13 protein-coding genes are annotated in these 14852 nt (G+C 57.9%); 3 read left to right on the top strand and 10 right to left on the bottom strand.

What is annotated here, in order from left to right; translation table 11 throughout:
* Positions 1-13: 13 nt before the first annotated feature.
* The 9 genes from AB1A64_RS16725 to AB1A64_RS16685 form a co-directional block, all read right to left on the bottom strand.
* Positions 14-1090, bottom strand: coding sequence for a branched-chain amino acid ABC transporter permease (locus tag AB1A64_RS16725; protein WP_366552457.1), 1077 nt, complete (start codon positions 1088-1090; stop codon positions 14-16).
* A 3-nt stretch (positions 1091-1093) separates the two neighbouring features.
* Positions 1094-1351 (bottom strand): hypothetical protein, encoded by a 258-nt coding sequence (locus tag AB1A64_RS16720; protein ID WP_366552456.1) that lies wholly within the window; start codon positions 1349-1351, stop codon positions 1094-1096.
* A gap of 3 nt (positions 1352-1354) precedes the next feature.
* Positions 1355-2341, bottom strand: coding sequence for a branched-chain amino acid ABC transporter permease (locus tag AB1A64_RS16715; protein ID WP_366552455.1), 987 nt, complete (start codon positions 2339-2341; stop codon positions 1355-1357).
* 29 nt (positions 2342-2370) lie between these two features.
* Positions 2371-3189 (bottom strand): ABC transporter ATP-binding protein, encoded by an 819-nt coding sequence (locus tag AB1A64_RS16710; RefSeq protein WP_366552454.1) that lies wholly within the window; start codon positions 3187-3189, stop codon positions 2371-2373.
* Positions 3190-3264: 75 nt separating this feature from the next.
* Positions 3265-5208: an AMP-binding protein gene (locus tag AB1A64_RS16705; protein WP_366552484.1), complete on the bottom strand. Its 1944-nt coding sequence runs from the start codon at positions 5206-5208 to the stop codon at positions 3265-3267.
* 389 nt (positions 5209-5597) lie between these two features.
* Positions 5598-5795 (bottom strand): hypothetical protein, encoded by a 198-nt coding sequence (locus AB1A64_RS16700; RefSeq protein ID WP_366552453.1) that lies wholly within the window; start codon positions 5793-5795, stop codon positions 5598-5600.
* Positions 5796-5989: 194 nt separating this feature from the next.
* Complete coding sequence (mutT, locus tag AB1A64_RS16695) at positions 5990-6388, bottom strand: 8-oxo-dGTP diphosphatase MutT (protein WP_366552452.1); 399 nt, start codon at positions 6386-6388, stop codon at positions 5990-5992.
* 55 nt (positions 6389-6443) lie between these two features.
* The gene (gene argJ, locus AB1A64_RS16690; protein WP_366552451.1) at positions 6444-7670 is read right to left on the bottom strand and encodes a bifunctional glutamate N-acetyltransferase/amino-acid acetyltransferase ArgJ; all 1227 of its coding nucleotides are present in this window, start codon (positions 7668-7670) and stop codon (positions 6444-6446) included.
* A 5-nt stretch (positions 7671-7675) separates the two neighbouring features.
* A complete protein-coding gene (locus AB1A64_RS16685) occupies positions 7676-8524 on the bottom strand; it encodes a peptidylprolyl isomerase (RefSeq protein ID WP_366552450.1) in 849 nt (282 codons plus the stop codon).
* 176 nt (positions 8525-8700) lie between these two features.
* Here AB1A64_RS16685 and secA point away from each other — a divergent pair, with 176 nt between their 5' ends.
* From secA to AB1A64_RS16670, 3 genes are all read left to right on the top strand, one after another.
* Positions 8701-11418: a preprotein translocase subunit SecA gene (gene secA, locus AB1A64_RS16680; RefSeq protein ID WP_366552449.1), complete on the top strand. Its 2718-nt coding sequence runs from the start codon at positions 8701-8703 to the stop codon at positions 11416-11418.
* 100 nt (positions 11419-11518) lie between these two features.
* Positions 11519-12442 carry a hypothetical protein gene (locus AB1A64_RS16675; RefSeq protein WP_366552448.1) on the top strand — a complete coding sequence of 308 codons (924 nt, stop codon included), beginning with the start codon at positions 11519-11521 and terminating at the stop codon, positions 12440-12442.
* 25 nt (positions 12443-12467) lie between these two features.
* Positions 12468-14024, top strand: a complete 1557-nt coding sequence (locus AB1A64_RS16670; RefSeq protein ID WP_366552447.1) for a phosphate ABC transporter substrate-binding/OmpA family protein — start codon at positions 12468-12470, stop codon at positions 14022-14024.
* 4 nt (positions 14025-14028) lie between these two features.
* Here the strand turns inward: AB1A64_RS16670 and radC are convergent, their stop codons facing one another.
* Complete coding sequence (gene radC / locus AB1A64_RS16665) at positions 14029-14784, bottom strand: DNA repair protein RadC (protein WP_366552446.1); 756 nt, start codon at positions 14782-14784, stop codon at positions 14029-14031.
* Positions 14785-14852: the final 68 nt, after the last annotated feature.

Raw genomic sequence — 14852 nt, 5'->3', positions numbered from 1 at the left:
ATTGGGCCTGCCCCTAGTGCGGGAACGGCCAGAGTCTGAGTTTCTCTTTCGCCACGCGCCAAAGCTGCGCCAGACCGTGTGGCTCAAGGATCAGGAACATGATGATCAGCGCGCCGACAATCACCAGCTGCAGATGCGCCACAATATCGGTGGGCCAGCCCAGCCAATCGGCGCCAACGACTTTCAGCACCACGGGCAGCAACACCAGAAACGCAGCGCCCGCAAAGGATCCGAAAATAGACCCTAATCCGCCAATAATGATCATGAACAGCACCAGGAAGGATTTCTGGATGCCGAATACCTCACCCACTTCGACCGCGCCCAAATAGACAGCAAAGAACAGCGCCCCGGCGATGCCCACAAAGAACGAGCTGACGGCAAAAGCGGTCAGTTTCGCCTTCAGCGGGTTCACCCCGATGATCTCGGCGGCGATATCCATGTCGCGGATCGCCATCCAGCTGCGCCCCGTGGTGCCGCGCGTCAGGTTGCGCGCGATAATGGCGCTGATCGACAAAAAGATCAGGCAGAACAGATAGGTGGCCCAGGCCGGTGCATTCGGGCCGGTGATGATGATGCCGAACACGTCCCGCTCGGGCGCGTTGATCTGGCCCGAAGCGGAATAGTTGTAGAACCACGGCACCCGGTTGAACAGCCAGACCAGAAAGAACTGCGCGGCCAGTGTTGCCACCGCCAGATAGAACCCTTTGATCCGCAGGCTTGGCAGGCCGAACAGCACGCCGACAATGGCGGTGACACCTCCGGCCAACATGACGTGAATGAACATGCTGACATCCGGGAAGGCGGTCATCAGCTTGTAACATGCATAAGCCCCCACGGCCATGAAACCCCCGGTGCCCAAGCTGACCTGACCGCAATAGCCCACCAGAATGTTCAACCCGATCGCTGCAATCGCATAGATCAGAAACGGCAACAGCAAAGCGTTGGCCCAGTAATCATTGATGAGGAACGGAATGATCCCAAAGGCCACGGCGAGCACTACATAGTACCGATACCGGTCGAACTTGATCGGAAAGGTCTGGTTGTCATCGATGTAGGAGGTTTTGAAATCCCCGGCCTCACGGTAGAACATGACTTATTTCTCCCACTCTTCCTGTGCCCGGTTACGGGCTTCGGCATCCAGTTGGTTTGTGCCCTTGGCGTATCCGCTCGCCTCGGAACTGCGCACCAGTTTCATGTAGGCCAGAACGCCTGTGATCAGCCCGGCAAAAGCCAGAATCGCGGCCACAACCAGCTGGCTTTCGGTCAGATCTTCCGAGGTGACAGCGATATAGCCAAATGCCCAAAACCCGGCCCATGCTATGACGTTGATGATGGCGATCAGTTTAGTCATGCCCTACACCCTCTCGATGATTTTCTCACCAAAGAGACCTTGCGGTCGGAACACCAGGAAAATCAGCGCCAGAACATAGGCAAACCAGTTCTCGGTCGCGCCGCCAACCAACGGGCCGACGGCGAACTCGAACAGTTTCTCACCCACACCGATGATCAGCCCACCGACAATGGCACCTGGGATCGAGGTAAACCCGCCCAGCATCAGCACCGGCAACGCCTTGAGCGCGATCAGCGACAGCGAGAACTGTACGCCCGACTTGGTGCCCCACATGATGCCCGCGACCAGCGCCACGAACCCGGCCACTGACCAGACCATGATCCAGATGAAGTTCAGCGAGATGCCAACCGACAGCGCCGCCTGATGGTCATCGGCCACGGCGCGCATTGCCCGGCCCTGTTTGGTATACTGGCTGAACGCCACCAAAGCCGCCACCAGCAGAGCCGCAATCACGGTTGCTACGATGTCCAGATTGTCGAGGAAGAAGCCGTAACCGAAGATGTTAAAGGTACTCTCGTCGATCCACAGGTTGATCCCCTGCGGCAGACCCACATCCAACGTCTTGATCTCGGACCCCCACATCAGGTCGGCCACGCCTTCAAGGAAATAGGCCAGCCCGATGGTGGCCATGAACAGGATGATCGGCTCTTGCCCCACCAGATGACGCATGACGAACCGCTGTACCGCCCAGGCCAGCAATACCATCACGCCCATGGTCAAAAGGATCGCCACAAATGCAGGCACGTTCCACCCAAAGGAATGAACATGCGTGCCAAAAGTTGCATTGATCAGATGCGCAAAGGGCACCTGCCCGTTCATAATCCCAACCAGCGTCATTGCCGCAAAAAGGGCCATAACCCCTTGCGCGTAATTGAAAATCCCCGACGCCTTGTAGATCAACACAAAGCCCAGCGCGACCAGCGCATAGAGCACCCCGGCCATCAGACCGTTGAGGATGACCTCCATCGCGAATACGAATTGTTCAGGCATCTGCGCCTCTCCCCATGTCTGTCTGATGCTCAGTCATGACTGACCCCCAGATAGGCGTCGATGACGTCCTGGTTGCTGCGCACCTCATCCGGGGTGCCGTCGCCGATCTTTTTGCCGTAATCCATCACGACCACGCGGTCGCTCAGGTCCATCACCACGCCCATATCGTGTTCGATCAAGGCAATGGTGGTGCCGAATTCGTCATTCACGTCTAGGATAAAGCGGCTCATGTCCTCTTTTTCTTCGACATTCATGCCCGCCATCGGCTCATCCAGCAGCAGCAACCTGGGTTCCGCCGCCAGGGCACGGGCCAGTTCAACCCGTTTTTTCAAACCGTAAGGCAGGCGCGATACCGGCGTTTTACGGATGTGTTGGATTTCCAGAAAGTCGATGATCTTTTCCACCGCCTCGCGGTTTTCGACCTCTTCCGCTTCGGCCTTGCCCTTCCACCAGGCCTGCTGAAGGATATTGGTCTTCATGAAATTCAGACGCCCGGTCATGACGTTGTCCAGCACGCTCATACCTTCAAACAGGGCGATGTTCTGGAAGGTCCGCGCAATGCCCTGCCGGGCCACTTCATATGGGCGCATCGGTGGGCGTTTGGCCCCATGAAACCAAACCTCGCCCTCCTGCGGGACATAGAACCCCGAGATCACATTCAGCATCGAGGACTTGCCCGCCCCGTTAGGCCCAATGATGGCGCGGATCTCACCCTCGCGAATATCAAACGAGATATCCTTGATCGCCACCACACCGCCAAAGCGCAGAGTGATGTTCTTCATCTCCATCACCACGCCGCCGATCTTTCGACCGTCTTCGGTGATATATCCTTCGGAACTATCAAGCATCAGAACCTCCCTGACACAAAAAACGGGACGGCGGGCGGGGCGATGACCGCAGGTCGAGCGGCGCTCGACGACCCATCATTCCGCGGCCACCTTATGCTGTGCGACCGGCACCACCGGCGCATCCACGATCTCCAGCGTTGCGCTGATCGATCCCTTGCGGCCGTCCTCATAAGTCACTTCCGTTGTGGTCGAGATCGTCTCTGACCCGTCATACAGCGCCGCGATGATGTCGCTAAACTTTTCCTCGACAAACCCGCGCCGCACTTTCCGCGTGCGGGTCATCTCGCCGTCATCTGCATCAAGTTCCTTGTGCAGAACCACAAAGCGATGCACCTGACAGCCCGACAGCATCTCGTCGGCGGCAACGGATTTATTCACCTCTTCCACATGCGCCTTGATGGTCTCTAACACCTGTGGATTCGCCGTCAGTTCTTGATAGGATCCGTAGGCCACGTTGTTACGTTCCGCCCAATTGCCCACTGCTGTCAGATCGATATTGATAAAGGCGACACAGTGATCCCGGCCATTGCCGAACAGCACAACCTCAAGGATGTCAGGATAGAATTTCAGCTTGTTCTCGACGTATTTTGGCGCAAACATCGACCCGTCGGCCATCTTACCCACATCTTTTGCGCGGTCAATTATCCGCAAATGCCCTGAGTTTTCTTCGATGAAACCGGCATCGCCGGTGGCAACCCATCCCTCGGCATCTTTGGTCGAGGCGGTCGAATCCGGGTTTTTGAAATACTCAACAAACACACCGGGCGACCGATAGTGAATCTCTCCCTTGTCGTCGATCTTCAGCTCAACGTCCGGGGCGGGCACACCCACGGTATCGGCGCGCACCTCTCCATCGGGCTGAACCGTGATAAATACGGTTGCTTCGGTCTGGCCGTAGAGCTGTTTCAGATTGATGCCAAGTGAACGGTAGAAATCGAAAATCTCGGGCCCAATTGCTTCACCCGCAGTATAACCTACGCGGAAGCGGCCATAACCCAGCGTATCCTTGAGCGGCCCGTAAACCAGCAGGTTTCCCAGCGCGTATTTCACGCGGTCGCTGAACCCAACCGGCTTACCATCCAGCAGAAGCCCGCCAACTTTCTTGGCATGCGCCATGAAGTGATGGAACATGCGCTGCTTCAGCTTGCCCGCGTCCTCCATCCGTATCATCACATTGGTCAGCTGGGTTTCGAACACGCGCGGCGGAGCGAAGAAATAGGTCGGCCCAATCTCGCGCAGATCAGTCATCATCGTATCGGCGCTTTCGGGGCAGTTCACACAGAACCCGCACCAATAGGCCTGACCGATGGAAAAGATGAAATCGCCTACCCAGGCCATCGGCAGGTAGGACAGGATATCCTCGCTCTGAGTCAGATGATCGAATTCGGCTGAATTCTTGGCGCTTTCGATGACGTTGCGGTTCGACAGCACCACGCCTTTGGGCTTGCCGGTAGTGCCCGAGGTATAGAGCATCACGCAGGTATCGTCATAGGTGATCGCGGCGATGCGCTTGTTCAGTTCCGCATCGAACCGGGCGTGACCGGCACGGCCTTCGGCCATGATGTCGTCCAGCGCATTCATCTGGGAATGATCATATTTCCGCATCCCCCGCTTGTCGGTATAGAGGATGTGTTTGACCTGATGCAGGTTTTCCTGAATCTCGATGACCTTGTCGACCTGCTCCTGATCGCCGCAGACAACGTATTTCGCGCCGCAATGCTCCAGTACATAGGCCATCTCTTCGGCCACCGCGTCCTGATACAGCGGTACCGGCACCGCACCGACCATCTGCGCGGCCACCATCGACCAGTAATGCGCCGGGCGGTTGCGACCGATCACAGCGATATGGTCGCCCTTTTCAACGCCCAACTCCAGAAACCCCAGCGCCAGCGCCCTGACCTCTGTGGCCGTCTCGGCCCAGGTCCAGCATTGCCAGATGCCGAATTCTTTTTCCCGATAGGCCGGGGCGTTCCCGAACTGTGTCGCGTTACGGTCTAGCAGCGCAGCAAGGGATTGCATCCCCTCGGCGCCCGACTGCGTCTGAGCCAATCTTCCTCTCCTCCCAATCCGGTCCCTCCCCGGACCGGAAAAAGCGGACCCGAGGATCAACCCCGGACGCCAACGCCCCGATTAAGGGACGCTTGCACGATCAGCGTCAACTTTTTCCTGATGTTTTCTCAATTCTTACGAATTGTAACAACCAAGACGAGGTGAAACCCAACCGATCTCAGGAGTAGAAATTGGAAACCTAAACCGAACGAACGGACAAACATCCCTGACTTAAAATCAAATGCTCGTACAGTGAGGAACGATTTGCCGCTGCAAACATCGGCCTTGCAGCCGTCTTCTAATGGTCAAGTATTCTGGAATACCACATAAGACACGGCGCGTTGGGCGCCGGTAAAATCTCAGAAAATCGCGTGTTGATGAAGGCCAACAACAACAAAGGCCGACGCCGCAATGACCAATGCAGACGCGAAATACTTGAAACTTACCTGTTTCTTTTCAGGCTTCATCGTCCATGTCGCCCATTTGTTTTGCATTTCATTGTTGGCGGAACTTGTATCGCTTTTCATAACATCACCAATCCGATCTGCGCCATTCAATCTGCGTAGCCGCCCTGACCTTTTCTTTAACTAATTCTGCAGACAGGCACCGTTAGGTGTTTTCGACTCGCCTTAAGCTAACAGAGTTTGCATCAATAATAATAAATACAGAAGCAACGCGTTGTTCACATTGCATTCACATTCTCTTGGCTGAAAACGGAATTGTTTTCGTACCGACGTCCAATTTGACAGATTTACAACCAGTCCCGCAAAATCGGGATCAGCGGCACATCCGCAGCCGGCATCGGGTAGTTCCGCAAATCATTCGCGCGGACCCATTTCAGGGACTGACCTTCTTTGGATTGCGGTATCCCCTCCCACTTGCGGCAGGCAAACAAGGGCATCAACAGGTGAAAATCGTCGTAGCTGTGGCTGGCGAAGGTCAGCGGGGCAAGGCACGAGGCCCAGGTGTCGATACCCAGTTCCTCATGCAATTCGCGGATCAGTGCGGCCTCGGGGGTTTCGCCGGGTTCAATCTTACCGCCGGGGAATTCCCACAGACCAGCCATGGATTTGCCCTTGGGGCGCTGCGCCAGCAGCACCCGGCCCTCGATATCGATCAGGGCGACGGCAGACACTAATACGGTTTTCATGGTCGCAATCCCGGACGCAAAACCGGGCTCCACTTTTGCTGGAATTGCTCCGGTTTCACGAGCGATAATCCGCGTTGATCTCGATATAGCCGTGGGTCAGATCGCAGGTCCAAACGGTGGACTTGCCCCCACCCAGCCCCAGATCGACCGAGACCACCAGATCCTGACCTTTCATATATTCGGCGGCAGCGTCCTCGCTGTAGTCGGGGCTGACCCAGCCTTTCTCAGCCACCAGAATGTCACCGAAAGAAATGCTCAGCAGGTCCCGATCCGCCGCGGCACCCGATTTACCGATGGCCATGACCACACGGCCCCAATTCGGGTCCTCGCCCGCAATGGCGGTTTTCACCAGAGGAGAGTTGGCGATGGCCAACCCATGCACCTTGGCATCCGCGTCCGAGGCGGCCCCGGTCACGCGGATTTCCACGAATTTGGTCGCCCCTTCTCCGTCGCGCACCACCTGCTGTGCCAAATCCAACATCACACCATCCAGTGCCTCGGCAAAGGCGGCATTGCCCGTCGCATCCACGCCTGACGCACCGGTCGCGCACAGCAGCAGGCTGTCCGAGGTTGAGGTATCGCTGTCCACCGTGATGCAGTTGAACGTCCGGTCCGTCTGCGCACCCAGCAGCGCCTGCAGCGCCGACTGTTCCACCTGCGCGTCAGTGAAAATGTAAACCAGCATCGTCGCCATATCCGGGGCGATCATGCCGGAACCCTTGGCAATCCCCGCAATAGAGACTGTTTTGCCATCAATCTCGACCTGCGCCGAAGCCCCTTTCGGGAACGTGTCCGTGGTCATGATGGCGCGTGCCGCATCCTCAACCGCATGACGGCTGAGGCCCGCCTTCAGGGTCTCAAGCTGCGCCACAATGCGGTCATGGGGCAGCGGTTCACCGATCACGCCGGTGGAAGAGGTAAAGACCCGTTCGACCGGAACACCGGTGGCCTTGGAGACAGCCTGCGTCACCTCGGTCACCGAGGTCTGACCATAGTGACCGGTAAAGGCATTGGCATTGCCCGAATTCACCAGGATCGCCGCTGGCCCGTCGCTGGCACCGCCGATCTTGTCCTGACAGTCCAGAACCGGGGCCGCGCGTGTGGCGGACCGTGTGAACACCCCGGCCACCGAGGTGCCGGGGTCCAGCACCGCCAGCATAACATCATTACGGCCCTGATAGCGCACTCCGGCCTCGACTGTGGCGAACCGCACACCGTCAATCGCGGGCAAATCGGGAAAGGCCGCCGGGGCCAGCGGGGATACCTTGGTGATCGTGGCCACGGGGGTTACTCCTGAAGCAGTTCGATCTGACGCAGCGCTTCGGGGCCAGCACCCTCGGGGGCGGGGCGGTCGATGTCGGCCTCGCGGGTCAACTCGTCGATCCGGGCCTGAATGACGCCCTGCTGTAGGGTCTGCGTCAACTCGGCCCTTACCTGTTCCAATTCTGGCGCTTCGGTTTTGCGCTTATCGTTCAGGGTGACCAGATGCCAGCCGAACTGAGTTTTCACTGGCTCCGAAATCTGACCCTTGTCCAGCGCGATCACGGCCGCCTCAAATTCCGGGACCATCTGACCAGGTCCGAACCAACCCAGCTCACCCCCATTCGGGCCCGATGGGCCGGTGGAGTGTTCTTTGGCCATCTCGGCAAAATCGGCGCCGTCATCCAACTGTGCCTTGATATCTTTGGCTTCGTCTTCCGTTTCCACCAGAATATGGCTGGCGTTGAACTCGTCCGAACCTTCGAAATCCGCGTACTGGGCGTCATAGGCGTCTTGAATCACGTCGTCGGTCAGGTTTTCGTCGATCAACGCATCCACAGTCTGTACCGCCCGCATGGATCGCGTCTCGTTTTCCAAGGCCAGAGTGTTCAGTCTGCTCAAAGCGTCCTGCTGCTGGCTCAACAATTGTTGCTGGATCAGCTGATCCAGGATCAGATCATACAGAACATCGTCTTCGATCTGCTGGTACTGTTCGGGCAGCACAGCCGCAGTGGCGATGACGTGACCCAATGTGATTTCATCACCGTTCACACGGGCAACCACGGTGGCGGCATCAGGTTTGGTTTCGGCGGCCAATGGCAGGGCCATCACAGCAGCAAGCGCCAACGATGGCAGAAAAGTGAGGCCTTTGGGCATGGAATCATCCTATTTCTTTGCCGCGACAGGGCGTGGCGTTGACACTCTGGGACCTGCCGCTTACATCGCTTTGAAGCCTTGGACAGGGCCGCCTTTCACCCCCCGTATCTATGGGTTGCGCGCAAGGTGGGCAAGCCTGTCGCAACCACGATAAGAACAGATCCGCTGGAGTGAACATGCTGGGACTCGGAACGCTCGCCAAAAAGGTGTTCGGAACACCGAACGACCGCAAGATTAAGGCGACCCGCCCGCTGGTCGAGAAAATCAACGCGCTGGAGCCAGAGTTCGAGAAACTGTCCGATGACGGCCTGATCGAAAAAACCGCCGAGCTGCGCAAACGCGCGCTGGGCGGCGAAAGCCTGGATGACCTGCTGCCCGAAGCCTTTGCCAACGTCCGCGAAGGCGCCAAACGCGCGCTGGGTCTGCGCGCCTTTGACGTGCAGCTGATGGGCGGCGCGTTCCTGCATCAGGGCAACATCTCGGAAATGAAGACCGGTGAAGGCAAGACGCTGGTCGCCACCTTCCCCGCCTACCTGAATGCGCTGACCGGCAAGGGCGTGCACGTGGTTACGGTGAACGAATACCTGGCCAAGCGCGACTCGGAATGGATGGGCAAGGTGTTTGCATCCGTGGGCATGACCACCGGCGTGATCTGGTCGGGCCAACCTGACGCCGAGAAGAAAGCCGCTTACGCCTGTGACGTGACCTATGCCACCAATAATGAGCTGGGTTTCGACTATCTGCGCGACAATATGAAGGCCGAGCTGGACCAGATTTACCAGAAATACCACAATTTCGCGATTGTGGACGAGGTTGACTCGATCCTGATTGACGAGGCACGTACGCCGCTGATCATCTCGGGGCCGTCGCAGGACCGTTCGGATCTGTACACCGCCATTGATGGATTGATCCCCTCGCTGCAGGACGATCACTATGCGCTGGACGAAAAGTCCCGCAACGTGACCTTCACCGATGAGGGCAACGAGTTTTTGGAACAGCAACTGATTGCCGCGGGGCTGATCCCCGAAGGGCATTCGCTGTACGATCCAGAAAGCACAACGGTCGTACACCACGTGAACCAGGGGCTGCGCGCGCACAAGCTGTTTACCCGCGACAAGGATTACATCGTCCGTGACGGAGACGTCGTGCTGATCGACGAATTCACCGGTCGGATGATGCCGGGCCGTCGCCTCTCTGAAGGGTTGCATCAGGCCATCGAAGCCAAAGAAGGCGTGCAGATTCAGCCGGAAAACGTGACATTGGCCAGCGTGACTTTCCAGAACTATTTCCGCTTGTACGACAAGCTGGGTGGCATGACCGGCACCGCGTTGACCGAGGCTGAGGAATTCCAGGAAATCTATGGTCTGGGCGTGGTCGAGGTTCCGACCAACAAGCCGATTGCGCGTGTTGACGAGGACGATCAGGTCTATCGCACCGCCGGTGAGAAATACGGCGCGATGATTGAAGAGACCAAGGAAGCGCAGGAAAAAGGCCAGCCAGTCCTGTTGGGCACTACGTCAATCGAAAAGTCCGAATTGCTCAGTCAGTTGCTGCAAAAGGAAGGCATTGCACATAATGTTCTGAACGCCCGCCAACACGAGCAAGAGGCGCAGATCGTCGCCGATGCCGGCCGTCTGGGCGCGGTGACCATCGCCACCAACATGGCCGGTCGCGGCACCGACATTCAACTGGGCGGCAACGTGGAAATGAAGGTTCTGCAGGCACTGGCCGAAAACCCCGAAGCCGACCCTGCCCAGCTGCGTGCCGCTGAAGAATCCCGCCATGCCGAGGAAAAGGAAAAGGTCCTGGCAGCCGGTGGTCTTTATGTGATGGCGTCCGAGCGTCACGAAAGCCGCCGCATCGATAACCAGCTGCGTGGCCGTTCGGGCCGTCAGGGCGATCCGGGCCGCACCGTGTTTTACCTGAGCCTTGAAGACGACCTGATGCGCATCTTTGGGTCGGAACGGCTCGATAAGGTTCTGACCACCCTGGGCATGAAAGAAGGTGAAGCCATCATCCACCCTTGGGTGAACAAGTCACTGGAGCGGGCACAGTCCAAGGTCGAAGGCCGCAACTTTGACATGCGCAAGAACGTCCTGAAATTCGACGACGTGATGAACGATCAGCGGAAGGTAGTGTTCAGCCAACGCCGCGAAATCATGTCTTCGGACGACCTGTCCGAGATCGTCTCGGATATGCGTGAACAGGTGATCGACGATCTGATCGACGAACATATGCCGCCAAAATCCTATGCCGATCAGTGGGACACAGACGGTCTGCACGAGGCGGTCAAGGATAAGCTGACCATAGACGCGCCTGTACAGGACTGGGCCGCCGAAGAAGGCGTGGATGACGAGCAGGTACGCGAACGTCTGATCAACGCCGCAGACGAGATGATGGCGCAAAAAGCGGCGGCCTTTGGTCCCGAAAACATGCGCAACATCGAAAAACAGGTGCTGTTGAACACAATCGACGGCAAATGGCGCGAGCATCTGCTGACGCTGGAACATCTGCGCTCGGTCGTTGGGTTCCGCGGCTATGCCCAGCGCGATCCGCTGAACGAATACAAGAACGAAAGCTTCCAGCTGTTCGAGTCGATGCTCGATAGCCTGCGTGAGACCGTGACTCAGCAATTGTCACGCGTGCGCCCGCTGTCTGAAGAAGAGCAGCGGGAAATGCTGGCGCAGATGCAAGCACAACAGGCACAAACGCAGCAGCAGGTCGAACAAGCGACCGAACGGGCCGAAGCGGTAGCCGAGGCCGAAGCCTCGGGCGATCCGCGTCCCGGCTTTGTCGAGGATGATCCAAGCACCTGGGGCAACCCATCACGCAATGACCGTTGCCCCTGCGGATCGGGCAAAAAGTTCAAACATTGCCACGGGCGCCTGACCTAACGTCAGCATAATTGAGACACATTGAGTCCCCCTCACGGCCACATATTGGCCGTGATTTGGAATCAATATGCGACTCGCTCCTTCAACTGGGGAGGGTGTCTTGTTTGTAATAAAGAACTACGTGACCACCGGCGGCACAGTCGTTTGCGCGCTGGCAATTGGTTACCTGATGCAAAACGGATTTCCTGCGTGGTCAGCTGACGTGCAGGGCACTGAACTTGCGGCCGCTGATCAAGGCGCCGGTATTCCTGGGCTGGAGGACATCGTCTTGACCTCCTCGACCCCCGCCCAGGAAACAGACCGCGCCATCCCTTCTGCACAACGAGTCGAGGCTCCCAGTCGGTCAACCCCCTCTGATCACGCTGATTGTAGCCTGAGCGCCCGCGCACGCGCCGTGCCCGGTGCTGCCGCGCGCCTGATCATCAAGGCCCCCTGCTACGGCAATGAACGGATCGAGGTGCATCACAGTGGACTGACCGTAACCCAGCAGACAGACGCCAATGGCACGCTGGACCTGACTATACCGGCCTTGTCGGAATACGCGATCTTCCTGATCTCTCTTGACGATCAGAAAGGGACCGTAGCCACCACTCACGTCCCCGACATTGGCCAGTATGCCCGCGTTGTCTTACAATGGCAGGGCACGACCGAGTTACAGATCCACGCGCTGGAATTTGGGGCCAGCTATGGGGATGCCGGTCATGTTTCGGCACAGTCTGACTCGCAAGGCGCAGGCAGTGTCGTTCAGCTAACGCAACCGACTTTCAGCGATGCGCGCAACCTCGAGATCTATTCATTTCCCGCCGCGCAATCAGATCAATCGGGCTCGATCGAATTGACGGTCGAGGCTGAGGTGACGGCAGAAAATTGCGGAACGGACCTGAACGTCCAGTCGCTGGAGTTGCGTGAAGACCGGAAACTGAGACCACGCGAATTAACGCTGAACTTTCCAGACTGTTCCAAAACAGGTGAGTTTCTGGTGTTGAATAATCTGTTCCAAAACCTGACAATCGCGGCAAACTAAAACCGCAGGCAGGCTCGAACTTCCTATGACATTTTTTCGTGTGGCGGCGGCTGCACTGTTCTCGGCAACACTTTCCTCAGCCGTTCAGGCACAGGATATCACGCTCACCTCTCATGACGGCAAGGTCGAGGTGACAGGCACCCTGCTTGGCTTTGACGGAGAGTTCTACCGCGTCGACACCCAATTTGGTGAGCTGACGGTGGATGGCTCAGGCGTGACCTGCGATGGCCCTGCCTGCCCCAATCTTACCGATTTCGTGGGCGAACTGCGGTTTTCAGGCTCTTCCGTCATGGCCGAAAAGGTGTTGCCTGCATTGTTGATGGGCTTTGCCGAACAGGAAGGGTTGTCAGCCACGTCCCGCCAGCCCGCTCCGGACAGTTTGATATACGAGCTTCATCAGGATGGGCGCGACGCGCCGCTGGGCCGGTTCTATTTCGATATTGGCAATACCGGTCAGGGCTTTGCCGATCTGATCGCGGATCAGACCGACATTGTCATGGCATTGCGCGAAATGCGCCCGTCAGAGCAAGAGGCCGCCGAGGCCGCTGGTTTGGGCGACCTGACCCACGCACGCCGGTCGCGGGTTGTTGCGTTGGATGCGTTGGTGCCCATTGTGGCGCCGGACAATCCCGTGCCCCAAATCTCTCCCGCGGATCTTGCTTTGGTGTTTTCTGGCGCGATTGACAATTGGTCCGCCTTGGGTGGACCCGACGCACCTATTGCGCTGCACCTGCCCGACGCCGGATCAGGTCTGGCACAGGGGGTCGAGGATCAACTGCTTTCACCCGCCAGAGTCGTTCTGTCTGATGCCGTGATCCGGCATGAGCGCAGCAGCGATCTGGTTCAAAGGGTCATGAAGGACCCATTTGCCATCGGCATCGCTAGCCAGGCCGAGGCTGACGCTGCCCGCGCACTGCCCTTGACCGGTGGATGCGGTCACGTGTTGACGGCCACCCGGCAGACAATCAAAACCGAGGACTACCCGCTGACCTCACCCATGTTCCTATACCTGCCCAAACGCCGCCTGCCCCGTATCGCACGACAGTTTCTGGCCTATACCCAAAGCGACGCGGCTCAAAAGGCGATTCGCAAGGCGGGTTTTGTCGATCAGGAACCCGAGATGATGCGGATCGGACTGCAGGGCGATCGTCTGGCCAATGCGGTGGCCTCGGGTGGCCCCGAGGTCGGATTGGAGGAATTGCAGCGCATGGTCGATACCCTAAGACCCATGTCCCGGCTATCACTATCGGTCAGGTTCGAGGCAGGCTCGTCCCGCCCCGATGCGCAATCACGGTCGAACATCCAGCATTTGGCCCAACAGCTTGAGGCCGGGACGCTGAATGCGCGCAAGCTGGTATTTGTCGGCTTCAGTGATGGCGATGGGGCCGCGACCGCAAATAAGAGGATTGCCTTGTTGCGCGCCAAAACCGTGCGCAATGCGGTGCTGGCGGCGGTGGAAACAGCCATTCCCGACAGTGTTGAATTGCAGGTCAATGCGTTTGGTGAGGCGATGCCCATGGCCTGCGACGACACCGAATGGGGTCGCAAGATCAACCGCCGGGTCGAGATCTGGGTTCAGTGATCCGCTACAGATATCCCTGTGACCGAAAGCTCAGCTCATTCGATTTGCCGATGATCAGATGATCATGCAGTGTCAGCCCCAAGGCCAGACATGCGTCCTGAATACGATTGGTCATATCGATATCTGATTGCGACGGGGTCGGATCGCCCGAAGGGTGATTGTGCACCAGGATCAAGGCCGACGCATTCAATTCCAACGCCCTTTTCGCAACCTCGCGCGGATAGACCGGTACGTGATCGACAGTGCCTTTGGCCTGTTCCTCATCCGCGATTAGGACGTTCTTGCGATCCAGATAGAACACCCGGAATTGCTCGGTCTCGCGATGCGCCATCGTGGTGTGGCAATAGTCCAGCAGTGCATCCCAACCTGAAATCACGTGCCGCTGTATCACCCGCGCGCGGGCCATGCGATGGGCGCAGGCTTCAAGTATCTTCAGATCGGTGATCACCGTGTCACCAACACCCTTGATCTGGCGCAGCCGTTCCTCGGGCGCGGTCATAACCCTGTTGAAATCCCCAAACGTTTCCATCAGCGCCCGTGCCAGCGGCTTTACATCCTGCCGCGGGATTGAACGGAACAGGACCAGTTCCAACAGCTCATAATCCGGCATCGCCGCCGATCCGCCGGACATGAACCGTTCCCGCAGGCGTTTCCGGTGGTCTTTGATGTAGGACGGCAACCGACCCGAGGTCAGCGGCGCCACCGGGGCTTCGTCACTTTCAAACAGCATCGGGGCTTCGGCAAAGGCGTCCTGAGTCATGCGCCCAGATTTGCGCAGATTCGGTTTCCGAAAGGTTAACGCGCCCCAACGACTTTAGACCCCTTTGG

Origin of the sequence: Ruegeria sp. ANG10, from assembly GCF_040705255.1 — a bacterium.
Lineage (GTDB): Bacteria > Pseudomonadota > Alphaproteobacteria > Rhodobacterales > Rhodobacteraceae > Ruegeria.
This window is presented reverse-complemented; position numbering and strand designations above follow the sequence as displayed.